General features: G+C 36.2%; 23 protein-coding genes and 2 pseudogenes. 15 read left to right on the forward strand and 10 right to left on the reverse strand.

Annotated features, from left to right (window positions below; genetic code table 11):
• The first annotated feature begins 1 nt into the window (after position 1).
• The 6 genes and pseudogenes from IW16_RS16010 (at position 2) to IW16_RS16035 (ending at position 4056) form a co-directional block, all read left to right on the forward strand.
• Entirely contained in the window at positions 2-493 is a 492-nt protein-coding gene (locus tag IW16_RS16010; RefSeq protein ID WP_034746474.1) for a hypothetical protein, read from the forward strand.
• A gap of 359 nt (positions 494-852) precedes the next feature.
• Positions 853-1122, forward strand: a pseudogene (locus tag IW16_RS27230) (RHS repeat-associated core domain-containing protein); the annotation flags it as partial.
• Positions 1123-1794: 672 nt separating this feature from the next.
• On the forward strand, positions 1795-2481 hold the full coding sequence (locus tag IW16_RS16020) for a hypothetical protein (RefSeq protein WP_034746480.1): 687 nt from the start codon (positions 1795-1797) through the stop codon (positions 2479-2481).
• 160 nt (positions 2482-2641) lie between these two features.
• Positions 2642-2976, forward strand: a pseudogene (locus IW16_RS26340) (RHS repeat-associated core domain-containing protein); the annotation flags it as partial.
• A 93-nt stretch (positions 2977-3069) separates the two neighbouring features.
• Positions 3070-3561, forward strand: a complete 492-nt coding sequence (locus IW16_RS26670; RefSeq protein ID WP_034746486.1) for a hypothetical protein — start codon at positions 3070-3072, stop codon at positions 3559-3561.
• Between the two features lie 6 nt (positions 3562-3567).
• A complete protein-coding gene (locus tag IW16_RS16035) occupies positions 3568-4056 on the forward strand; it encodes a hypothetical protein (RefSeq protein ID WP_034746489.1) in 489 nt (162 codons plus the stop codon).
• A 127-nt stretch (positions 4057-4183) separates the two neighbouring features.
• On the opposite strand, the gene IW16_RS16040 is transcribed toward IW16_RS16035, so the two are convergent.
• The gene (locus IW16_RS16040) at positions 4184-4576 is read right to left on the reverse strand and encodes a helix-turn-helix domain-containing protein (RefSeq protein ID WP_034746492.1); all 393 of its coding nucleotides are present in this window, start codon (positions 4574-4576) and stop codon (positions 4184-4186) included.
• Positions 4577-5021: 445 nt separating this feature from the next.
• Positions 5022-5576: a crossover junction endodeoxyribonuclease RuvC gene (gene ruvC, locus IW16_RS16045; RefSeq protein ID WP_034746495.1), complete on the reverse strand. Its 555-nt coding sequence runs from the start codon at positions 5574-5576 to the stop codon at positions 5022-5024.
• 100 nt (positions 5577-5676) lie between these two features.
• Here ruvC and IW16_RS16050 point away from each other — a divergent pair, with 100 nt between their 5' ends.
• Entirely contained in the window at positions 5677-6168 is a 492-nt protein-coding gene (locus IW16_RS16050) for a hypothetical protein (protein WP_034746499.1), read from the forward strand.
• Between the two features lie 2 nt (positions 6169-6170).
• Positions 6171-7535 (forward strand): peptidase M64 domain-containing protein, encoded by a 1365-nt coding sequence (locus tag IW16_RS16055; RefSeq protein WP_034746502.1) that lies wholly within the window; start codon positions 6171-6173, stop codon positions 7533-7535.
• Between the two features lie 48 nt (positions 7536-7583).
• On the opposite strand, the gene IW16_RS16060 is transcribed toward IW16_RS16055, so the two are convergent.
• Complete coding sequence (locus tag IW16_RS16060; protein WP_034746912.1) at positions 7584-8120, reverse strand: 2'-5' RNA ligase family protein; 537 nt, start codon at positions 8118-8120, stop codon at positions 7584-7586.
• An 82-nt stretch (positions 8121-8202) separates the two neighbouring features.
• On the opposite strand from IW16_RS16060, the gene IW16_RS16065 reads away from it, so the two are divergent.
• The 3 genes from IW16_RS16065 to IW16_RS16075 are packed head-to-tail and all read left to right on the forward strand — an operon-like array spanning position 8203 to position 9907.
• Positions 8203-8526, forward strand: a complete 324-nt coding sequence (locus IW16_RS16065; RefSeq protein ID WP_034746505.1) for a PadR family transcriptional regulator — start codon at positions 8203-8205, stop codon at positions 8524-8526.
• Complete coding sequence (locus IW16_RS16070) at positions 8523-9248, forward strand: hypothetical protein (protein ID WP_034746508.1); 726 nt, start codon at positions 8523-8525, stop codon at positions 9246-9248. Before IW16_RS16065 ends, IW16_RS16070 begins: the two co-directional genes overlap by 4 nt.
• Before the next feature lie 44 nt (positions 9249-9292).
• Positions 9293-9907, forward strand: a complete 615-nt coding sequence (locus tag IW16_RS16075; protein ID WP_034746511.1) for a hypothetical protein — start codon at positions 9293-9295, stop codon at positions 9905-9907.
• On the opposite strand, the gene IW16_RS16080 is transcribed toward IW16_RS16075, so the two are convergent.
• From IW16_RS16080 to IW16_RS16100, 4 genes are all read right to left on the reverse strand, one after another.
• A complete protein-coding gene (locus tag IW16_RS16080; RefSeq protein ID WP_034746514.1) occupies positions 9891-11015 on the reverse strand; it encodes a serine hydrolase domain-containing protein in 1125 nt (374 codons plus the stop codon). The two genes, IW16_RS16075 and IW16_RS16080, sit on opposite strands and share 17 nt — an antisense overlap.
• A 250-nt stretch (positions 11016-11265) precedes the next feature.
• Complete coding sequence (locus IW16_RS16090; RefSeq protein ID WP_034746519.1) at positions 11266-11976, reverse strand: Dph6-related ATP pyrophosphatase; 711 nt, start codon at positions 11974-11976, stop codon at positions 11266-11268.
• Between the two features lie 55 nt (positions 11977-12031).
• Positions 12032-12811: a hypothetical protein gene (locus IW16_RS16095; RefSeq protein ID WP_034746521.1), complete on the reverse strand. Its 780-nt coding sequence runs from the start codon at positions 12809-12811 to the stop codon at positions 12032-12034.
• An 87-nt stretch (positions 12812-12898) separates the two neighbouring features.
• Positions 12899-16246, reverse strand: coding sequence for a methylmalonyl-CoA mutase family protein (locus tag IW16_RS16100; RefSeq protein WP_034746915.1), 3348 nt, complete (start codon positions 16244-16246; stop codon positions 12899-12901).
• Positions 16247-16431: 185 nt separating this feature from the next.
• Between IW16_RS16100 and IW16_RS16105 the strand changes: the two genes are divergently transcribed.
• Positions 16432-16764, forward strand: coding sequence for a hypothetical protein (locus IW16_RS16105; protein ID WP_034746523.1), 333 nt, complete (start codon positions 16432-16434; stop codon positions 16762-16764).
• A gap of 73 nt (positions 16765-16837) precedes the next feature.
• Here IW16_RS16105 and IW16_RS16110 read toward each other — a convergent pair whose 3' ends face one another.
• The gene (locus IW16_RS16110; protein ID WP_034746526.1) at positions 16838-17938 is read right to left on the reverse strand and encodes a DUF3667 domain-containing protein; all 1101 of its coding nucleotides are present in this window, start codon (positions 17936-17938) and stop codon (positions 16838-16840) included.
• A 355-nt stretch (positions 17939-18293) separates the two neighbouring features.
• Between IW16_RS16110 and rplM the strand changes: the two genes are divergently transcribed.
• The 3 genes from rplM (at position 18294) to rpsB (ending at position 20105) form a co-directional block, all read left to right on the forward strand.
• Positions 18294-18749, forward strand: coding sequence for a 50S ribosomal protein L13 (gene rplM / locus IW16_RS16115; RefSeq protein WP_034706094.1), 456 nt, complete (start codon positions 18294-18296; stop codon positions 18747-18749).
• Positions 18750-18755: 6 nt separating this feature from the next.
• The gene (gene rpsI / locus IW16_RS16120; protein WP_034746528.1) at positions 18756-19142 is read left to right on the forward strand and encodes a 30S ribosomal protein S9; all 387 of its coding nucleotides are present in this window, start codon (positions 18756-18758) and stop codon (positions 19140-19142) included.
• Between the two features lie 201 nt (positions 19143-19343).
• On the forward strand, positions 19344-20105 hold the full coding sequence (gene rpsB / locus IW16_RS16125) for a 30S ribosomal protein S2 (RefSeq protein ID WP_034746531.1): 762 nt from the start codon (positions 19344-19346) through the stop codon (positions 20103-20105).
• A 54-nt stretch (positions 20106-20159) separates the two neighbouring features.
• Here rpsB and IW16_RS16130 read toward each other — a convergent pair whose 3' ends face one another.
• Complete coding sequence (locus IW16_RS16130) at positions 20160-22001, reverse strand: WG repeat-containing protein (protein WP_034746534.1); 1842 nt, start codon at positions 21999-22001, stop codon at positions 20160-20162.
• Between the two features lie 57 nt (positions 22002-22058).
• Positions 22059-22502 (reverse strand): DUF6759 domain-containing protein, encoded by a 444-nt coding sequence (locus IW16_RS16135; protein ID WP_034746537.1) that lies wholly within the window; start codon positions 22500-22502, stop codon positions 22059-22061.
• Positions 22503-22549: the final 47 nt, after the last annotated feature.

Here is a 22549-nt window from a genome sequence, read left to right on the forward strand (position 1 = left end):
TATGAGATATTATTTGTTAATTTTTGCCTTTTTCTGTCTTTTTTCATGTAAAAAAGAAGAAAAAATATATTATTCTAATGGCAAACCTAAATATATAAATGTATGGGATGGAAATATTCTTAAGGTAAATAGATATGATGAGAATGGAGATTTATTATTTGTAGGTAATTATAGGGATAATCAATTAGTTGATACAGTTTTCGTATATGGACAAGAGGACAATTATTTTGTAAAGATTGATAGTTCATATAAAAATTTCTTTTATGGAACTTATATATCTGAATATTCGACAGGAAAAAGTGCAAAAATTTCATTATTAAGATTTAAAAAAAGTAAAGATATAGATAGTATTTTGGCTAGTTCTTTATTATATGGGAAAGAAGTAGTTTATGAACCTAACGGTAAATTAGCTAGAGAAACACATTATAAAATAGTTGGTGATTCTTCAATAAAAATGAGCGAGAAGATTTATAATGACAGCCAAAATAAATAATAACCTGGTCCTGCGGATTTGTAATCCATTAGCAAATAATAAAAAAAACTCCCGCTGCTGCACGAATCCTTTCATATGGTAAAGTAATAATAACACAAAACCACTTCTATTAGCAGTGGTTTTGTGTTATAAAATTTTTCTGTTTATACATGAAAATAGACTACAGTACATCTAGATATGTATTTTAAAACAATAAGTATATTTACAATTTCACAGATCATCTGGGAAATATCAGATTGAGTTATTCAGATAGTAATAAAGATGGGTTTATTCAGCTGAGACAATACTTCTGGCAGGAGTGTGAAACTCCACAAAGTCCATGGGATTTACCTAACTGTCTTGATGGGTGGAGACCCGGAGAAATTGTAGAAGTCAATAATTATTACCCTTTTGGATTACTGCATAACTATACGGCTACTACACAGAATGCTTATCAGCATAAGTACAACGGAAAGGAGTTGCAGGAGACGGGAATGTATGATTACGGAGCAAGATTTTATATGCCGGATTTGGGAAGATGGGGTGTAGTAGATCCGTTGGCGGAGACTTCTCGTAGATGGTCTACTTATAACTATGCTTATAATAATCCAATCAGATTTATTGATCCGGACGGTAGAGAAACTACAGATTGGATTAGAAAAAATGGAGTCTGGGAATATGACAAATATGTAACAACTGCTGAACAAGCCCAAAAAATATCTGGTGTAGATGGTTTTGCTAAAAATGGTACAATATTCTCAAATGTAAGTGTAGATGGGGGAACCGAATCTGCTTATGCACAACTAAATGAAGGAGGCTCAATTACAAAGCTTAGTTCGGATGAAGTTAATATTACTTCAATACCAAATATGCTTTCGTTCACAACTTGGTCAGCGGAAGAGTTTCCACAAATTACAAATTCGGGCAATCAGATGACGAGAACAGATTTTGACGCAAGTACACATGATAAAAAGTTTGGTAATGATAAAACCTTTACTTTAGATTGGGGTAGCTCCGTTGTTCCAAGTACTTTTCCAGCCGACGGTTCTAAAGGAGGACCAACATGGGCAGGAAGAGTTTATGCTGGAACTTGGGTTTTAGACCGAATTGCAGATTTGAAAAGTACATTATCTGGTGGAGATAGTAAAAACGATAGTGCATTGAGTGTTTACAATACTTGGACTTTGGATAAAAATGGATCTTTTAAAACTTTAGATACAGCAAAGTATATAAAGAATAATGATTCTACAGGATTTATGAGATTTATGAACTCTGTAGATGAGCAAAGAAAGTTAAAGATTAAAAATTTAGGACAGTAAAAAATGAGGAAATTATATGTAATCATTCTAACAGTATTTACGATCTATTCTTGTAAAAAAGAAAATCATAAAACAGAGCCAAAGATCAAAAAAGAAAATTATAATCCCACCGAATACTTTTCTTTTCCAACTAATATTAAAAATTGGAAAAAGTATGCAGAAATTGTTATAAATGACTCTTTGAAAAAAGTTAGTGGAGAGTTTGAAGATTATATAATTGAAGGATATATTGATAAAAATAGTCAAAAAATAGGTTGGTGGAATATTGTGAATAGAAAGAATGACCAAGCAGATAATGCCAGAATAGAATATAGAATTATCGATAAAAAAGAATTCGTCAATCAATATATTTCTTATAATTTAAAAGATGGAAATGACACAATAAACAGCTTGTTTTATTTGAGAAAAAAGTTAAGAAAGCCGAATACTTTAAGATATAAATTTTATACACCTAATAAAAAAAATAAGATAAATATGTCAGGAAAATTTTTTATATCATACTTTTCAAATAATAAGAAACTAAAAACAGAAGATTTAAAATGTTTTAAAAAGAATAATTATTATTATGTGGATATAAATTTTCCTACACAAGGAACTATTATAGTCAAAAGTTTGTTTGAAGAAGGCTACGAATATGATAGTGGAGAGATGGGAGTTAATGACATGTATATAGTAGATACATTAAAATAACAGTACCGCTCTCACTAATCCTGATTTTGCGGATTTGTAATCCGAGAGGAATAATAAATAACCCACCGTTTTGCGGTGGGTTTTGTGTTGTAAAAATTTTTCTGTTTTGTATGTGAAAACAGAACTATATTACAGTTATATATTATTTTGAAAACAATAGTATATTTACAATTATAGTGATCATTTAGGAAATATAAGACTAAGCTATATGCAGGGCAGTGCAGGATTGGAAATTATTGAAGAGACCAATTATTACCCGTTCGGACTGGCACATGATGGATATAATGCTGTTGGAGGGAATAATTTGTACCAGTATAAGTACAATGGTAAAGAACGTCAAGAGACTGGCATGTATGATTATGGAGCAAGGATGTATATGCCGGATTAGGACGTTGGGGTGTTGTTGATGAACTTGCAGAAAAATTTAGTCGTCATAGTCCTTATAATTATGTTGTAAATGACCCAATTAATGGTATTGACCCTGATGGAAAAGATGTAATATTTCTTGCAGCTTCCAAAGCTGTCCCCGTAGTAGGCCATGGAGCTGTTATTGTAGGGAATGAAAAAGATGGCTGGTATTATTATTCAATGAATGGAACCGGTGAAGGAAGCAGTGCATATGGAGATTCTAAAAATCCTGATATCGGAACTCCTTTGGGCAAAGTATTAAGTCCTAAGCAGGCAATGTTGGCAGCAAATAAAATTAATCGTTTTGAAGAACATCATTATGATAAATTTGTTACTGTTAAAACAACCAAAGAAGAAGATGTTAAGATAAAAGCAGCAGCAGCTGAGGCAGCTAGTGCAGAAACATACTGTGTCATTGGACAGTCATGTGCAACGGTGATGTTAGATTCTCTTAATAAAATTATAGATATAAGATCTAATAACGCATGGTATGTTCCGAAAGTTAGAGATCCAGCTCCTAACAACATTATGGATTATTTTAATAAAGAAAAAGTAGGAGGAATTAACTTTTTAAATAGATTCTTTCTTCCTGCGGATAAAGAAATACAAGTTCGCAAAGTTGGAAAACTTGAAGTTGGACCTCTTACTTTTGAAGGTGTAGATAAAAATTAAAAAATTGTGAAAAAATTATCTTTTATTTTTATAGGTATTGTTCTGTTTAGTGTACTTTTATATTATGCTTTTGGCATTTTTTCTTCATCTTTTGGCTGGTATGGTTATCAGAAATGGAAGTATAGAGTTGGTACTAATACTATAAGCGAATCAAAACATAGAAAAGTTTTTGTAAAGGAATTGAACTATAAAATTGTTGATTCCGCTAATTTAAAAGGATTTGATTTTAAGCCTTATGTTGAGAAAGGGTTTAAATATGGTTACCATTCTAGTGAAGATACAAGAATAGATAAATTTTCACATTATCCATACAATTTAAGTTATGAGAGAAATGTAAAAGATTCTATTGTATTGAATATTTTTCCGGAGGATAAAGAAAAATTAGATAGTTCTGATGTAGTATGGGGATATTTAACACAGCCATACTTAAAAGACACTATTAGAATTGAAATAGAAGGCATGGGAAAACAAAAAGGAATAATAAAGATTTGGTAAAGAAAACTTCGCTACAGCAAGATTTTTTTCTCTCGTTGCCACAACAATCCTTTCGTGTGGTAAAATAATAATAACAACTACTTTGTTAATAATAATAAACCACTGCAGTAACAGTGGTTTTTTTATATTATTTATTCTCTAAAAGCTTTTCCAATCTAGCTATCATATCATCCTTTTCTTTAAGCATCCTTTCATACAATTCAATCACTTTTTCTAGTGGATTAAATGTACATTGTATGTTTTCAGCACTAGCATTTGCAATTGAACCATCATGAAAAGTATTTGAAAAAATATTAATGGCCTGCTCGTCATCAAAATTTTGAAAAGCTTCCAAAGGAATTTTCAGTACTTCAGAAATTTTTTTAAGCACAGAGTCATCTATAACTTCTTTTTGTTCCAGCAAAGAAACTTTCTTCTGATTCCATTCGTCACCCAGGTCCAGAGCCAAAGCTTCCTGCTTAATTCCCAGCATCTCTCTAAAACGTTTTACATTTTTTCCCTGATGTATTTGTGATTCCATACTTAATCAATTTTTGAAGGTTTAAAGATAGGATATTAAAGTTAAAAAAATATCTCATAAAATCTCCGTTGTTACACAGAATCCTACATTTTGTATTCTATTTTTAAGGGTGAACATCTGTGGCGGGAATATGAAAAACCAAAACCACTCAATCACAGAAAAATATTTTTTTTGTAGTACTGAAATTATTAGAACACGTCGCTGGAAGCGACTGTAGGTACTTCCGAAGCGGTTAAAAGAAAACTTATGAAACTGCCGGAGATATATTTCAGCTGATAGAGGAGGAGCAAGCTGAGTCAGGCCTGTATAATATGAATTCAGCCTTGTTTTCATGTAGAATATATCAGCCTGTTTAAACAAAAGAAGCCGTCTCACAACCTGTGAAAAGGCTCTATTATTCTTTTTTATCCTTCTCTTTCGGAATTGTTTATATACCTGATTCTTCTTACTTCAGCCTGTCCGGGTTCTGCTTAAGAAAACTTTCCCAGCCGCTGAATGATTTGGTATTGGCTATCGTTCCGGAATTGAAGTGATGACATACCGCAACAGCCAGACCATCCGAGGCATCTAAATATTTTGTAGGAAATTCCTTTAAATTTAAAAGGTTTTGAAGCATTCCCGCAACCTGTTCCTTGCTGGCATTTCCGTTACCGGTGATTGCCATCTTGATCTTTTTGGGCGAATACTCCGTGATCGGAATATTTCTGTACAGGCTTGCGGCCATTGCCACGCCCTGCGCACGTCCCAGTTTGAGCATACTCTGTACATTTTTTCCAAAAAATGGAGCTTCAAGCGCTACTTCGTCGGGATGGTATTCATCGATCAGAGCAAGAGTTCTATCAAAAATGTATTTCAGTTTCGTTTCGTGGTTGGGATATTTTTTTAGGATCAGTTCGTGAATAGATACCATCTCCATTTTGCCTTTTTTTACGGAAATAATACCGAAACCCATAATGGCAGTCCCGGGATCAATGCCTAAAATTATCTTCTCTGAAATCATGGCTCAAAGATAGGATATTCTAAACTTTTTTAATCAGAGAAAATTTTATTTAAAATATTCATTGTATTGGGAAATATTTATAACTTTAAATAAAAATGTTATGAAAAATTTACTCAATTTTTTTATTGTTCCCGTAGTTCTGTTTTTTAGTTTTCAGAAAAACAGTGTGTTACGGTATTCCGGTGAAAAGGCCTCCGGTGCCGAGATCCGGAAAGAAGGCAAGATTGTTTATCTGTTTTTTAAGGCAGATAAGGAGGCGTCCGGAAAGGAAAGAATTGTTCTTCAGGAAAAAAAAGTTGCAGAAGGAAAGCTCAAATCTGCCCCTTCTTTTGACAGAAGCGACGTTGAGACCGGAGATTTTATGGTGATTCTTTCCGATTCAGGAGGAAAGGAGGTGATCAGACAGCTTGTGAAAAATCCATTGCATCCGGAAATGGAAGTGTATGAAAAAGAAGGAATCAGCAGAAAGAAAATTCCCCTTGAGAATGCAGAATTCAGTGTGAGATATGCTTATTCTGAGCAAATCCAGACGGTTAAAATCGAGAAAGTAACCGAATCCGGAACCCAACTTCTATTCACCCAAAAACTATAACCATGAAAAAAACTTTATTTGCCCTGTTGATTGGAAGCTGTTTTGCTGCACAGACCTTCCAGACCGTTCCCCTTCTTCAGAACGGATCGAACGACAAAAGAATTATCATTGCGGTATTAGGCGACGGTTTTACCACAGCTCAGCAAACTTCCTTTGTAAACTCTGCGCAGGCTACCGTCAATTATCTTTTTACAAAAAGCCCCTATACAGAATATAAAAATTATTTCAATGCCTATGCCGTGAAGGTGGTCTCTACCGCTTCGGGCGTAAAGCATCCCGGAACAGCGACAGATGTGACAGAGCCTGTTATTCCCGTTTCCAATCCTGCCAATTATCTTGGGTCTTCCTTTGACTTCGGGGTTCACAGATGTATTTACAGCAATACAACCAATAAAGTTGGACAGGTTCTTGCAGCCAATGTTCCGGATTATGACATTACCTATGTATTGGGTAATTCAACAGAATATGGAGGATGCGGTGGTACCTATGCATTTGCTTCTCTTAACGGATCGTCCAATGAAATTGTTGTCCATGAACTCGGACATTCATTCGGAAAGCTGGCCGATGAATACTGGTTTTCCGGTACCGGAGAAGCTCCCAACAAAACCCAGACTTCAAACCCGGCTACTGTAAAGTGGAAAAACTGGGTAGGACTTAACGGGGTAGGAGTGTACTCCCATGCAGAAAGCCCTTCGTGGTTCCGTCCTCACCAAAGTTGTGAGATGAGGTATCTCAACCAGCAGTTCTGCTCAGTCTGTAAAGAAGCCATCATTGAAAAAATTCATTCCTTGGTATCTCCGGTAGATTCCTATACACCCGCCAATACTTCATCGGTGAATGCCAATGCCAATGTCACATTTACGGTTAACGAAATTCTTCCTATTCCGAATACACTCGTCAATTCCTGGAAACTGAACGGAACGCAGCTTGCATCAACAGCCAGCTCACTTACCGTTTCTCCCTCTCAGCTGAATGTGGGAAACAATACCCTGATCTTTTCGGTCAATGATAACAGCCCGATGCTTAAAGTAAATAACCACAATACAGTCCATTTTACCAATATCACCTGGACGCTGAATAAATCTTCTGCGCGGAAAATGACCGAAGTAAAGGCTGAAGAAAGAAGATACAGTGTCTATCCCAACCCTTCAGACGGCGAGTTTTTTATAAAAGGAAAACAGGATTTTTCCGAAAACACAAGGGTTGAACTATTCGATGCTTCCGGAAAACTGATCCGGATAAAATCGGAACTTAAAGACCATTCAACCTTGCTGGTAGATATTAAAAATCTTCCGGCAGGTACTTACCTTGTGAATGTGTATGAAAATGAAGGAATGATTATTTCACAGAAAATTATAAAACAGTAAATTCATACGATTCAAAATCATAATGCCGGCTGTGTAAGCCGGCATTTTTTATTCATGAAGAGTTCCAGTGAGTTTCTTTTCCGCAATGGGAATCCACTTCTCATCATGGCGGAGAAGCAGTAATTTATCGACTAATAATTTAGTTTTGAATTCCTTGTTCTTATAAAGCTCCCAGGCTTTCAGATAGTTATCATAACTAAGATTTCTATATCCAACCGTGACATGCGGATGGAAGGAATAGCTGATAAAATTGAAATGCTCTTTTACCTTTTGATAAAGCTGGGTGAGATTTTCATTCGGCTCCGGCTGTAAGAAAATAACCGGGTTTTTAGGATTCGGAAAACTTCCAAACCCATTCAGTGCTATTTCAAAGGGAGGCAGATCCGTGTCGATTTTTTGAAAAGCTGTATGAATATCGCTTTCCAGTTCCAGTTCTCTGGAGAAAGGAGGAAATAAAGTAATATGGGCATCGTTCTTCAATGCCTTAGAATTTTCATAATTCAAAGCAAGATCTTTCTTAAAGATGTTCACCTCGTCAATGACTTCCTGTGGAGGGTAAATGGCGATGAAATACATTTTTTTCATAAGGCAAATTACATTTTTCCAGAGAAAAACTTTATACATAAGAAAATTATGCATAGATTTGAAAGGTATAAATTAAGATCAGTTGAAAAAGAACAGTCTTTATAAAGGAACACTCCAGAATATTATTTTGAAACTTCTTTCGAAAGAAGTCAAGATGTACGGTTATCAAATCACCCAACGGGCAAAAGAGCTTACAGAAGGGGAGCTGGAAATGACGGAAGGTGCTCTGTATCCGTTGTTGCACAAACTGGAAAATGATGGCATGATTACTTCTGAGATTCAAAAGATCAACGGAAGAGACCGGAAATATTATCTCCTGACGGAAAAAGGCAAAAAACATCAGGCTGTTCAGGAGAATGAAATGAAAAGTTATTTGTTGAACCTCAATACCATTTTTAATATATGATGACTGAGACACAGGAAAAGGAGGTTGCTGATTATCTTATTTTCCAACAGCTTCCACTTGATATTTTACTGGAGATAAAAGACCATATGATATCTCAGGTTTCAGATGTTCAAACCAATGAAAAGTTAAACTTTGAACAGGCTTTCCTGAAAGTGAAAAAAGCCTGGGATGGAGAATTTAAAATGGTCAGCTATATTTTGTTTTCACCTGTACAGCTTCCTTTAATTGCAAAAAAAGTTATAAAAGAAAAATACAACAGCCTGCTAAAAAAATCTGTTGTAATCGGTCTTCTTTTCTTTGGAATCAATCTGCTGCTGATCATGTTTTCAAAGAATCAGGAAGAGTACAGGATATTTTTCAGAGTATTGAATGGGATGTTCCTGCTTGTATTAGGGCTGGCCTGGCTAGTGAATGTAAAGATCTGGAAATACATGAGAACAGACTTTAAATACAAAGGAAAGTGCTTTTATACCATGTATCAGAAAAATACAGGACTTATGTTGATCAGCACCCTGTCAATGCTGCAGCTCATGGGGAAGAACGGACATTATGCCTACCAGTTTTTCAGAACACAGAATACTCCGGAAATCTTTGGCGTTCTGATCACATTACTCATTCCTTTTGTATTGCAGACTGCCGTGATCTTTACCCTGTTCAATTTCTTTGAGCATAAAAAGTCTTTGAAAAAATTACAGAATTTTCTGCAGACGTCAACACTCTGACAGATTGAGTTGAACCAAAAAAAGAATCATTTCAGATTATTATCATGATAAATACTGCACAGGAAATAGAGATTGTACAATATCTTATTTCAAAAAAACTGGAAAAAAAGCTGCTGTTGGAGATTAAAGATCACTTTATGCTTCAGATCGCAGGTGTGATGGAAAATAGTCATACAGATTTTGAGGAAGCTTTTCTACAGACCACAATGAACTGGAAAAACGAACTGGAACTGGTAAAAGCAGATCTTTTATCAAAAAGAAAAATGACAAGGATTGAGAAAGACATTCTTCAGACGCGTTTCAAAAAGATGAGTGTATACGCTTTGGTCTTTTCATTGGTCTTTTCAGGTTTGCTTTACATGAAACCTTATCTGTTTAATGATGTACAGATCGTATTTTTGGTGATTATATTCGGTCTTTCCGTCTATAACTTTATGCAGAAAACCATGAATTTAAACGATTATTTTCAGATCAGTTTTCATCCCTTACTTTTAAAAAATCTGTTTGCAGGAATTATACTGATCGCAATAGCCTCCTTCTTTTTTAAAGATCTTCATGAAACTCTTTCAGTTATGATAAAACCATTCTTTCTGTTTGCTGCGGCTATTCAGATTCAGCTTTTATACTGGAATGCAAAGAAAATTAATGTTTTGATTTAAGTTGCAGTATTGTATTCTCAAGGTTATCGGTAATCTTTTTCACTTCGACATGAGGCCTGAAAGTAGAGCTCTTGCCTTTTTCTTCGTCTGCAATATTAGACAGGATGACAACCGATGTTTTGCTCTGCGGGTAATAAATGTTCAGTGACGGAGATCCTTTTACATAACCACTGTGAAAATAACATTCAGGTTTTCCGGTATTCATCATGATCCCATAGCCATAACCCATTTTTCCCAAAATGGCATGATGTCTTTCGGCGCTTTTGGAAGTGAGCTGTTTTAAAGTTTCCGGTTTCAGGATTTTTCCGCCGTAGAGCGCATTGTTCCACAGATGAAGATCATCTATTGTAGAAAGAATACCACCTGCAGGGGTTCCTATATCTTTGCTTCCTAATCGTTTGGGCATATTGGGAACGACCTGAAAGTTATTTGCATTTCCAAGATAAGCGCTCGCAAAATTATGTCCTTCAAAAATATTTCCGGTAGAAGAATTTTTCATTCCTGCTTTTTTGAACAGTTCCTGTACATTGTCATCATATGATTTTCCTGAAACGGTTTCTACGATTTTCCCCAATGCATTAAAACCGTCGTTAGAATAGAAGAAATCAGAGCCGCTTTTAAACATCAGTTTCCCTCCAAAAGTATTAAGCCCGGAAGTATGGTTTAAAAGCTGATGAATCGTTATGTTTTCATACTCCTTAATTTGAAATTCCTTAAGGTATTTGGACGCCTTGTCAGCCACATTCAGTTTTCCCTGTTCCATCTGAAGAAGAACAAGAGCTGCTGTGAACTGCTTGCTTACAGAACCGATGGCAAAAATGGTAGTGCTGTCGATTTTTGTTTTAGTTTTAAAATCAGAAAAACCGTTTTCTTTTCTGTACAGCTGTAGTGAATCTTTAAAGACGGCAATACTTCCGTTGAATTTATATTTTTTAAACACAGAATCAATCTGCTGTTCCAAAAGTGTTTTCTGAAAAGCAGTGATGGTAGAATCGACGACAGCATTTTTATCAATGGGTTTAGATACTTGAGTTATCTCCTTCTGACAGGAAATTAAATTAGAAACCAATAGAATAAATAAAAGAAAAAGGGATATTTTTTTTGTCATTTTGTGATGGGAATAAATTTTTTACAGCTTTGTCTCCCAAAAATAAGAAAAACCGCCCACTTTTGCCAGGCAGGAGTGATGAAATATTACTGTTGATAAAGGAAAAATGCTGTGAAAACGGAATCCTTTTTTGCATAAGCAATGAACAGATGAAGAATGTTTTCATCAGTTATGGCAAAATTTCATAAAAATTTTCATTCTTAAAAAAGAATTCCCGATTATAGACTACATCACAACTGGTTCTGCATAATTATCTCATAACCAGATCGCAAAACCAGAAAACATATGCTCCGTCTTCATCTTCAGGACTGGCTTTGGGTTTAGGATACGTTTTCTTTACCGTTTCACCAATTTCGAACTGAATGGAGTTTTTAAATAAAGGTCCGTCAAAAGTAAATGTATGAAACTCCCCGTTTTCTCCGCAGGGGTCGACATTTTCAGGAAGGTCACGGATAAAATCTTTGTCAATCACTCTGCCGGCAAAACTTTTATCCAGGTAGTTTCCATTCACGCAGGTAACAATTGTTTTAAAACCCAGATCCAGAAACTCATGGATCAGATCCGATGTATTCTGCTTCCAGAGAGGAAAGACGGCTTTCATGCCTACTGAACTCAGCTGATCTTCACGGTACTTTCTAAGATCTTCAAGAAAAATATCTCCAAAGACAGAATGAGTGATTCCCATCGACTGAATGCCCGACATCGTCTTATTCATTATATCTTTATACTCTTCCATAGAAGGTTCTTTGGGTAGTTCCATTTTTATCAAAGGAAGCCCCAGACTTTCAGCCTGTTTTTCCAAAAGAGAAACATGAACCCCATGCATGGATATTCTCTGAAACTCATGATTGATGCTGGTCAGCAGAGTGGTTATTTCAATTTGGTTTTCCTGCAAAGTTTTATAAAGGGCGAGAGCAGAATCTTTTCCGCTGCTCCAGTTGAATACGGCTTTTGGCTTCATTGAATTGTATTATGAAATTGAAAGATCCCGCATCATTTTGAGGGATCTTCCTAATTTATTCTGAATAAAGTAAATACAGGTTTTTTATATAACTTTTTTTAGCCAGTTTCTGAACAATGACGTCATCATAAAATGCCAAATACTTATATTCCGGATGTTCTTTCTGTACATTTTCAAATTTTCTTTTTCCGATTTTCTTACCGTCAAGGAAATAATAGTCCGGAGGTGCGTTGTCAGAAATCATTATACCTCCTATGGTAACATAGCGGTCTTCAATTTCAAAATTCTGTTTCCCCAGGAGTTCATTGGTTTTGAAAATAGAAGAATTTTGATCCGTGAACTCTTTATTATTTGACTCTAATACGGTATAGTCAATCCTGATGATGTTGTGTTCGGTTAATGCTTTCTCCGGAAACGACAAAGTGAAATTCCCGTTTTCGTCTGCTTTTGCTTGGTACAGCTGATCTAAGGTAACTAAGGAAATTGCTCCGGAAACTAACTTTCTGTTTTTCAGAGAAACTAAATGACCGCTTATGGTAATGTTTTTCTGATAAACATTTTCTACCAGAGACTTATTGGCTGTTTGTGCATTGGTATATATTGCTGATGTTAATGTTAGCGCTAAAAAAACACTTGAAAAAGCAGGTTTTAAAAGTGAGGTTTTCCCACATATAGAATCGCCGTTTTTTAGAATCTCATCAATCTCTGTTCTCGGCATATGATCAAGATCCCAAACCTTTTTCTCGCACACATCACAAAATTTACCATCCGCTGTATTCTGCATGTCCTCCCAAAGCTGTGGACATGGTTTTTTAATTTGAAATTTTTGCTTCATTGAGATACTTTAATGATTAAAAGTACAAAAAAACCTCAAAGAAAATTCCTTGAGGTTTAATTTTATCAATGGTCTGTCCGACACGGACTACATATTTCTTCTGTACTTTCCACCCACTTCAAACAAAGCGTTGGTGATCTGGCCAAGAGAACAGTATTTCACCGCATCCATCATGACTGCAAATAAGTTTTGCTGGTTGATGGCTGCGTACTGTAATTTTCTTAGGGCTTCCTCAGATTGATGCTCATTCGACTGTTGGAAATTATGAAGCGTTTCAATCTGAACCTGCTTTTCTTCTTCAGTAGAACGGATTACTTCTCCCGGACGAACCGTTGGTGAACCATCTTTTCCAAGGAAAGTATTCACCCCGATGATCGGATATTCTCCCGTATGTTTCAACCATTCATAGTGCATGGATTCTTCCTGGATCTTAGAACGCTGATACATGGTTTCCATAGCACCAAGAACACCGCCTCTTTCTGTAATCCTGTCGAATTCTGCATAAACTGCTTCCTCTACAAGATCTGTTAATTCTTCAATAATGAATGAACCCTGTAATGGATTCTCGTTTTTAGCTAAACCTAATTCTTTATTGATAATCAACTGAATAGCCATCGCCCTTCTCACAGATTGCTCAGTAGGAGTTGTGATCGCTTCGTCATAAGCATTGGTGTGAAGAGAATTACAGTTGTCATAAATGGCGTAAAGCGCCTGTAATGTTGTTCTGATATCGTTGAAATCAATTTCCTGAGCGTGAAGAGAACGTCCGGAAGTCTGAATGTGGTATTTCAGCATCTGGCTTCTTTCATCTGCTCCGTATTTCAGTTTCATGGCTTTGGCCCAGATTCTTCTCGCCACACGTCCGATTACTGAATATTCAGGGTCGATACCGTTAGAGAAGAAGAACGATAGGTTGGGTGCAAAATCATTGATATCCATTCCACGGCTCAGGTAATATTCCACATACGTGAAACCGTTGGCCAGTGTAAATGCCAGCTGAGAAACCGGATTCGCACCTGCTTCAGCAATGTGATATCCTGAAATAGATACCGAATAGAAATTTCTTACTTTTTCTGTGATGAAAAATTCCTGAACATCACCCATCAGTCTTAGTGCAAATTCAGTAGAGAAAATACAGGTATTCTGAGCCTGATCTTCTTTTAAAATATCTGCCTGAACGGTACCACGAACGGTTGCAATCGTTTTGGCTTTGATTTCAGCGTAGGCATCAGCCGGGATTACTTCATCTCCGGTAATTCCCAATAGTTTTAAACCTAAACCATTATTGGAAGGAGGAAGTTCTCCGTTGTATTTTGGTCTTTCTAAACCTCTGTCGTCAAATTTTGCTTTTAAAACGGCTTCAACTTTAGCTTCAAGTTTATGTTCAGCAATATATTTTTCAACATTCTGATCGATGGCAGCATTCATAAAGAAGGCCAGCAGCATCGGAGCAGGACCGTTGATCGTCATAGAAACCGAAGTCATTGCATTGACAAGGTCAAATCCTGAATATAGTTTTTTAGCATCATCCAGCGTCGCAATAGAAACTCCTGCATTTCCGATCTTACCGTAAATATCCGGTGGTAAAGCAGGATCCTGACCGTATAAAGTTACAGAGTCAAATGCTGTTGACAAACGTTTGGCATCCATTTCTGCAGAAACATAATGGAATCTTCTGTTGGTTCTTTCCGGACCTCCTTCTCCTGCAAACATCCTTGTCGGATCTTCACCTGTTCTTTTAAATGGATAAATTCCCGCAGTATATGGGAAGCCTCCCGGAAGGTTTTCCTGGCCTTTCCACTTGATCAGGTCGCCCCAGTCTGTATATTTAGGTAATGCTATTTTGGGAATTCTTAAGTGGGATAAAGATTCAGTTGAGGTTTCTACCCTGATTTCTTTTCCACGTACAAAATAAGAATAGAATTCTTCATGGAATGCTTTTTTCGTGTCGTCCCATGATTTCAGGAAGTCGATATTTTCCTGCTGAAGATCTTTTTCTGCTTTTTGATATTCGCTGTCTAATGTTTCATTCGATAAGAAACTTTTTACCCCTTCGATATGATACATCTTTCTGGCAAGCGCAGCCTGCTTTTCTACATTAGCATCATAAATTCTGTTGTTTTCAACAATTTCAGACAGATAACGCACCCTTTTTGGAGGAATAATGGTTACCTCGTCTGTAATTTCCTGCTCAACGAAGCCCTGTAAATTTAATTCTGAAAACTTATCATTTACTTTTTCAACAAGTCTGTTGTAAAGTTCAGTGGTTCCGTGATCATTAAACTGAGATGCCTTTGTCGCATAAACCGGCATGTCATCCAACGGACTTTCCCATAATAAATGGTTTCTCTGGAACTGTTTTCTTACCGCCTGAAGTGCATCAAGAGCACCTCGTTTATCAGATTTGTTTAATGCAACCAAATCTGCATAATCCAGCATGTCGATTTTTTCCAACTGTGTAGAAGCTCCATATTCAGGAGTCATTACGTACATGGAAACATCAGCAAAATCTGAAACTTCCGAACCGGACTGTCCGATACCTGAAGTTTCCAGGATAATAACATCCGGATGAGCCAGTTTCAATACATTCAGTGCAGAATGGATGAACGGAGAAACCGAAACATTATTTTCTCTTGTAGCCATTGAACGCATATACACTCTTGGATCATTGATCGCATTCATACGGATCCTGTCTCCTAAAAGTGCTCCTCCCGTTTTCTTTTTGGAAGGGTCAATTGAAATAATGGCAATTTTTTTATCTGTATTCGAACGTAAGAAACGTCTTACCAATTCGTCTGTCAATGAAGATTTTCCGGCACCACCTGTTCCGGTGATACCAATGATTGGAATATTTAAGTCTTTTGATTTTTCGTCAATAGCTTTTACCAATTCAGGTTTTTCATCTGAGAAGTTTTCTACAGCTGAAATAATTTTAGCGATGCTTGTTGAATTTTCAAAATCAATTGAATCCAGATCATCTGCTGTTACCTCTTTTCCGGTTGCGAAGTCTGATCTTTTAACCAGGTCATCGATCATTCCCTGTAGGCCAAGTTCACGGCCGTCATCAGGAGAATAAATCCTGTCGATTCCATAAGACATGATGTCCTCAATTTCTTCAGGCAGAATTACACCGCCACCGCCACCGAAAATTTTGATTTGCGGTGAATTTTTTTCTCTTAAAAGGTCGTAGATATATTTAAAATATTCATTGTGACCGCCTTGATATGAGGTCAGGGCAATAGCATTGGCATCTTCCTGGATCGCTGTGTTTACAACTTCCTCTGCTGATTTGTCGTGGCCAAGGTGGATTACTTCACATCCTGTTCCCTGAATCACACGGCGCATGATATTAATCGCAGCATCGTGTCCGTCAAATAATGACGCCGCGGTTACGATTCTCACTTTGTTGGTTGGAGTATATTTTTGGGTTTCCATAAAAAATCTAGAAAATTTCTGAACTTTCAAATATAATAATAAAAAAAGAACCTTTTGGTTTTGTTTAATCTTTTGATTTTTAGCATGTTGTTTGTGTGGGTATGGTCCTTTTTTCTCCAACTTAACAATCATTCGTTTAGAAATGATCAGTAAATTCTCTATTTTTGCACGATTATATATACAGTATGAAAAAGGCTTTGATGTATTTTGCTTTAGGAACCGTTCTCAGTTTCCTGATCAATTATTTTTTTTACAGTTCTGAAAATATCGGTCTTGATATCTATTATGCACTGGCCTTTGGTATTGCATGGGGAATTGCTTACTATCTGGATACACCCAATTTCACACTGCCTCAGAAATTAGGTATTTCTTTTGCGGTGATGGGAGTTCTGGTGCTTATCGGAACAGGCCTGTTCAGCCTGGAGCTGGCTATTCCTTCCATCCTTAAATTTTCAACGGTTTTTGTAGCGTACTATATGATAGCGAGTTTCAGGGCCAGCAAGTCCTTAAGAAAATAGAAAAGAAAATAAAAAGAAAAGAGGCTGTTGAACAAACAGCCTCTTTTTATATGGAGTAAGTACCTCTTATTATTTAGTGGATCATCAGGAAACTTACCATAGCAAGACCAGCAACTAAAAGCGTAAATGCAAAGAAATTAACGGTAAATAATGCCATTCCGATGATAATACTCACTAATCCATGGGCATGATAAACCCGGCGGTGAGCGATGAAGAAATAGGCAATACTATAGATCAGCAGAGCCGACATTACTAAATATAGAAGAATATTGACAGATCCTATATTTGAAAAACTTATCAATTTGCCAAGAAGAAATACAAACAAGACATTCAATAAGAGAAACGAGAAATAATGAAGGGTGAAAATCCCGTGATCGAAATACCACCATTTTTTCTTACTGTGGAAAATCCATAAAAAGAATGCAAAAAGAGGGAGGTATATGAAAAGAGCCTTCGGTAAATTGTGGAAAGATTTTTCTGTCAGGTTTCTAAGAATCTCTGCTTTTGTTACTCCTTTTTCTTTGAGTTCAAAAAATTTATGGGTCAGCGGTATTTGGATGAAATCTAAAGATGATGGGTTTTTAGCGGCCGCCGAGTCATAAGATTTTCTGTTATTGTACCCATTAACATTAATATCAGCATCTATCTTATTATCCATTTTAAGGCTATGCTTGATGCCCTTTTGAGTAGAATCTGCAAAAGCACTCAGAGTTTTGATAGACAGAGAATCTTCTGCCGTCAGATGGGGTTTGGTTTTTATACTGTCGATTACTTTCTTTACTTCAGAAGAGGTCATATTCTCAAAGAAACCTGCTTTATCTGTATCCTTGGGATCATCTCTGTCGCCAAAACTAATATCAAAAGGGAAAAGGGCGAACATGAAGAATGTTATAAAACTGACGAATATATACAGTTTTACAGGCGGTACAAATTTCTGTCTCTTGCCTTCTAAATAAATATTGGTGAGATTTCCGGGCTTGAAGAGGAGGTTTTTTAAAGTCCCCCAAAACTGTCCGTCATAATGGGTAAAATCTTCAATAAAGTGGGTGAAAAGGAAGTAAAAGGGATGGCGGCTTTCGATATTCTCCTGTCCGCAGTGTGGGCAGAATCTCTCTTCAACCTGATGCCCGCAGTTCAGGCAGGTTTTATCTTCTCTGATTTTTCCGTGGCTCATGGATTATAGGAATATGGTTTTCGGGCAAATATAAATATTTAACGATATAAAATAACCACATTGGTAAGCTTTTACAGAAATCTTTAAAGTAAAGTTAATAAAGCAAGAGTTGAGGGATGAAACTCTTTACTTTATCAGTTGTGTTTTTAGAATCTTCTTAAGCGTTTTTTTTCATCGGTCATTCATTTTACAAGTTCTGTGCCAAAAGTAAAAAGGTAGTTAAAATCTATTAAAGCAAGGTTAAAATCCGGAGGTTATATAGATTAAATAAAATATGTTTTCGGGATACGAAAATTATTTGTACCTTTGCACACCCTTTTAGGGGAAAATTATGTTTAATCTTTAACTAAAACGTGTGAATACATTAAGTTACAAAACTGTTTCAGCGAACAAAGCTACTGCTAATAAAGAATGGGTTGTGGTAGACGCTGAAGGACAGCCGTTAGGAAGACTAGCTTCAACGGTTGCAAAGATTTTGAGAGGTAAGCACAAAACGAACTTTACACCTCACGTAGATTGTGGTGATAACGTAATCGTTTTGAATGCTGGGAAAATTACGCTTTCCGGAAATAAGTGGGCTGATAAGACTTACATCTGGCATACAGGTTACCCTGGTGGACAGAAGTCTATGACTGCGGCTGAACTTCAGAAGAAAGATTCTTTAAAAGTATTGGAAAAATCTGTAAAAGGTATGTTGCCTAAGAACAGATTAGGATCTGCTTTATTGAAGAACCTTTATCTATATGAAGGAACTGAGCACAAACATGAAGCTCAACAGCCTAAAACAATTAATGTTAACGAATTTAAATAATTAATTATGTCTATAGTTCACAAAATCGGAAGAAGAAAAACTTCTGTAGCGAGAGTTTATGTAAGACCAGGTTCTGGAATCATTACAGTAAACGGTAAAGATGCTGCAACTTATTTCTCTACAGACGTGATGGTTTATAAATTGAATCAACCGTTTATCCTTTCTGAGACTGTTGGTCAGTATGACGTTACCGTAAACGTATTCGGTGGTGGAAATACAGGTCAGGCAGAAGCTATCAGATTAGGTATTTCAAGAGCTTTATGCGAAATCAATGCTGAATTCAGATTAGCTTTGAAACCTGCTGGTTTACTTACGAGAGATGCAAGAATGGTGGAAAGAAAGAAGCCAGGTCAGAAAAAAGCAAGAAAGAGATTCCAATTCTCAAAACGTTAAGAATTGCGGTAAGCTTAAAGCATTATGCAATAGGCTTTTTGAAAAACTTATTAAACTTTTTAACTCGCTTGACAGCTTGCAGCTTCATGCCTAAAGCTTAAAGCAAATTGCCCGTTACGTTTAGCATCCAAACACTTCTCCCATCTAAAGAAGTTGTTGATTGCATAAGAAGCGGAAAGTAAACTAACAAAAACAGAAAACATGGCAAAAGCAAATGTAAAAGACCTCTTAGAGGCTGGCGTACACTTCGGTCACATGACTAGAAAGTGGAATCCAAATATGGCTCCATACATTTTTATGGAGAAAAACGGTATTCACATTGTAGACTTACATAAAACAGCAGTTAAGTTGGATGAAGCTTGTAGTGCTTTAGAAAAATTAACTTCTGCAGGTAAAAAAGTTCTTTTCGTTGCAACTAAAAAGCAAGCGAAAGAAGTTGTTGCAAAACACGCTTCTGAACTTAATATGCCTTATATTACAGAAAGATGGCCAGGAGGTATGTTAACAAACTTTGTTACTATCAGAAAGGCTGTAAAGAAAATGAACCATATCGACAAAATGAAAAAAGACGGTACGTTCGAAACTTTATCTAAGAAAGAAAGATTACAGGTTGACAGACAAAGAGCTAACTTGGAGAAAAACTTAGGTTCTATCTCTGACATGGTTCGTCTTCCTTCTGCAATCTTCGTTGTAGATATCATGAGAGAACATATCGCTGTAACTGAAGCTAAGAAATTAGGTATTCCAGTTTTCGGTATTGTTGATACAAACTCTGACCCAAGAAAAGTAGACTTCGTTATCCCAGGAAACGATGATGCTTCTAAGTCTATTGATATGATCTTAAACATTGTTTCTGATTCTATCAAAGAAGGTCAGTCTCAAAGAAAAGCTGATAAAGAAAAATCTAAAGAAGAAGGAGAAAAGGTATCTGCTGAAACAGATGCTGATTTCGATGCTGAATAATTAAAGATTTTCTTTAATATAGGAAAAACGCTGGATGCAGATCCAGCGTTTTTTTTATTTAGATGAATACGGACGGAATACAATTTCATTTTTGACCTGGTAAAAGGCGTTGCCATATTGATCGATTGCAATGTTGGCGCGATAATAGATGCCGTTTATATATTGGCCGGATGATCCGTTTTTGTCATCATATTGTATGCGGATTTCTGCTTTTCTTGAAGCGGTGTTGAAAGATTCAAACATATTGCTTTTAAACAGATATACATAATCTGCTTTTTTTTCATTGAGGTAACCATAGATTTTATCAAAGGGGCTTACTATAGCTCCGGTATTGTCCAGAATCCCGTAATGAGTGCCATTACTGACCAAAAATAAACCGGTGTCTCCAATTTTTTTAATCTCCTTATAGTAATTTCTGAAGAGCAGGTTATGAGTCTTTTTATCGGCTATATTATAAAGGTTATTTTTTATGACCTGGAAATATTTTTCTTTAGGATCATTAGATGCATCAAAAGGCAGAGAAAAGAGCATACTGCCATTCAAATCATAGATTTCAGTCCGTTCCAACGGAATATTATACACAGAAACCTGTCCGATATCGAATGTTCTGGGATCTCTGTATTTGTCAGGAGACAGGGTCAGGAATATTTCTGAGGTTTTCTTATTGAGAAAATGAATGCCTTTCCTTATTCGTGGTTCGTGTGAGCTTTCATTATAAGGGTGAAAACTGTAGAAGTAACCAATATACTGCGGATCATTATCGTCCAGTCTGTTGATCTTTTTATACCCTGAAAATCTGGAGGCATTCTGTTGTATAAAGGCAGGGTCATTCAGCCTAAAAGGAGCGAAATAATTGTAAAGATCGTACTCGTATTCATTGTACTTTGTGATTACTTTTCCTTCAAAATCAAGAATAATATAAACTAAACGATTGTTTTCTGTTGTTTCCTGAACGAGATATTGGTCTTCAAAATTTTTTGCGTTCGGGTGATCTATATTGATTATTTTAAAGTTCTGATCTGCCATATAAACATTTTCATCTTCATTAAATTTATTAGGTTGGCGGTAATCCTGAACCCTGAATGATATTTTTTTTGAGTTACCGGGATTATGATACCCCGTAAAATTTTGAAATATTCTTCTTTTAGTGATGATGTCAATCAGATCATATCTGCCGGTTTCATAATTCATGAAAGAATAATACTGATCTTTAATATGATAAGCATATTTCCCTGGAGCAGTGAAGACTAACTTTCCTTCTTCACTATAGAGATCTATTGTTTTCTCATCCTGTGACTGACAGATAAAATGCTGCCCTTCAAAGGTTATCGATTTATATTGGGTAGGAACCAGTGTTTTTCTGTCTCTGTTGATAATTCCAAATCCTTTTTGGGGGCCATATTTTACGTAAGGGGTGTTTGGGATCTGAGAGAAAATACTCTTTTTCCTTTCAGGTATGATACTGCTGCTGCTTTGTTCGCTGCAGTCTGGAAATAAAAACTCTCCCTTATCATTGATCAACCTTTCGCATTTATTAAATACAGCATCGTCTGAATAGTAAGTTATTAAGGCAATGCCGTTATAGAATTGCGAGATATAACTGTAAAAAGGTGGAATAATCTCTTTCCCTTTTTCATCAATATAACCCCAGCAGCCGTCTATAGATACCTTCGCTAATTTGTAGGCATTTTTCTCGTCTACAGGAAGGAAATCGCCAATCATCGTATATTTTTTATCAAAATTATTCTTTAAAAATATACTGTTTTTCTGCAGATAAGAAATGATCGTTTCTTTCTGTTCGATGATCTCATTCCTAGTTAACGTATCCGAAGGTTTAGTCTGCCCATACTGGCTTCCGGAGAGGATAATCAGGAGGGTGGCTATTGTTTTTTTCATAAATCAATAATACCCGTCTAATATAGTAAAACCTACATGATATTGCAGGTTTTTATTCTAATTGCTAAGTTTTATAGCGTATGAAGTTGAAATGAATTTTGTGGACTGGTAAGAAGAATTACAAAGCATTCCGGAAAGTTTGTAGTTCTGGTTTTTTGGGACCATGGTATAGCCGACTTTGCCTGACGCGATAGGGATTTTTTTAAAAAAGCCATTTCCGCTTACCGTAAGAACCATATTGCAGCGGGATTTATTTTCTACAGAAATAGAGGTTTTTGGATTAGATGCAGAATCTCCATTGAGAAGATCATTTAATACCTCTGTGGTTTCAGGTTTGTAGGTCCTGGCAAGTTCAGCGTATTCTCTCTCTGTATTAAGTACTGTATTTCCTGATCCTGAAGAAGGTGTCGTTCTTGTGGGATAATTGCTGTAATTGACACTACAGCTGGTATTTGATAATAAAAGAATTGAAAAGACAGAAAGTGCAGATATTTTTTTCATCGACTCATTAATTTGAAATTATGAAGCATAAATATAATGAAAAAGAG

This window comes from Chryseobacterium vrystaatense (genome assembly GCF_000737765.1).
Lineage (GTDB): Bacteria > Bacteroidota > Bacteroidia > Flavobacteriales > Weeksellaceae > Chryseobacterium > Chryseobacterium vrystaatense.

Excerpts from the sequence above, each read along its gene's own strand:
- IW16_RS16010 (WP_034746474.1), top strand. The coding sequence starts at position 2 with ATGAGATATTATTTGTTAATTTTTGCCTTTTTCTGTCTTTTTTCATGT.
- IW16_RS16020 (WP_034746480.1), top strand. The coding sequence starts at position 1,795 with ATGAGGAAATTATATGTAATCATTCTAACAGTATTTACGATCTATTCT.
- IW16_RS26670 (WP_034746486.1), top strand. The coding sequence starts at position 3,070 with ATGAATGGAACCGGTGAAGGAAGCAGTGCATATGGAGATTCTAAAAAT.
- IW16_RS16040 (WP_034746492.1), bottom strand. The coding sequence starts at position 4,576 with ATGGAATCACAAATACATCAGGGAAAAAATGTAAAACGTTTTAGAGAG.
- ruvC (WP_034746495.1), bottom strand. The coding sequence starts at position 5,576 with ATGATTTCAGAGAAGATAATTTTAGGCATTGATCCCGGGACTGCCATT.
- IW16_RS16050 (WP_034746499.1), top strand. The coding sequence starts at position 5,677 with ATGAAAAATTTACTCAATTTTTTTATTGTTCCCGTAGTTCTGTTTTTT.
- IW16_RS16055 (WP_034746502.1), top strand. The coding sequence starts at position 6,171 with ATGAAAAAAACTTTATTTGCCCTGTTGATTGGAAGCTGTTTTGCTGCA.
- IW16_RS16060 (WP_034746912.1), bottom strand. The coding sequence starts at position 8,120 with ATGAAAAAAATGTATTTCATCGCCATTTACCCTCCACAGGAAGTCATT.
- IW16_RS16070 (WP_034746508.1), top strand. The coding sequence starts at position 8,523 with ATGATGACTGAGACACAGGAAAAGGAGGTTGCTGATTATCTTATTTTC.
- IW16_RS16075 (WP_034746511.1), top strand. The coding sequence starts at position 9,293 with ATGATAAATACTGCACAGGAAATAGAGATTGTACAATATCTTATTTCA.
- IW16_RS16080 (WP_034746514.1), bottom strand. The coding sequence starts at position 11,015 with ATGACAAAAAAAATATCCCTTTTTCTTTTATTTATTCTATTGGTTTCT.
- IW16_RS16090 (WP_034746519.1), bottom strand. The coding sequence starts at position 11,976 with ATGAAGCCAAAAGCCGTATTCAACTGGAGCAGCGGAAAAGATTCTGCT.
- IW16_RS16095 (WP_034746521.1), bottom strand. The coding sequence starts at position 12,811 with ATGAAGCAAAAATTTCAAATTAAAAAACCATGTCCACAGCTTTGGGAG.
- IW16_RS16100 (WP_034746915.1), bottom strand. The coding sequence starts at position 16,246 with ATGGAAACCCAAAAATATACTCCAACCAACAAAGTGAGAATCGTAACC.
- IW16_RS16105 (WP_034746523.1), top strand. The coding sequence starts at position 16,432 with ATGAAAAAGGCTTTGATGTATTTTGCTTTAGGAACCGTTCTCAGTTTC.
- IW16_RS16110 (WP_034746526.1), bottom strand. The coding sequence starts at position 17,938 with ATGAGCCACGGAAAAATCAGAGAAGATAAAACCTGCCTGAACTGCGGG.
- rpsI (WP_034746528.1), top strand. The coding sequence starts at position 18,756 with ATGTCTATAGTTCACAAAATCGGAAGAAGAAAAACTTCTGTAGCGAGA.
- rpsB (WP_034746531.1), top strand. The coding sequence starts at position 19,344 with ATGGCAAAAGCAAATGTAAAAGACCTCTTAGAGGCTGGCGTACACTTC.
- IW16_RS16130 (WP_034746534.1), bottom strand. The coding sequence starts at position 22,001 with ATGAAAAAAACAATAGCCACCCTCCTGATTATCCTCTCCGGAAGCCAG.
- IW16_RS16135 (WP_034746537.1), bottom strand. The coding sequence starts at position 22,502 with ATGAAAAAAATATCTGCACTTTCTGTCTTTTCAATTCTTTTATTATCA.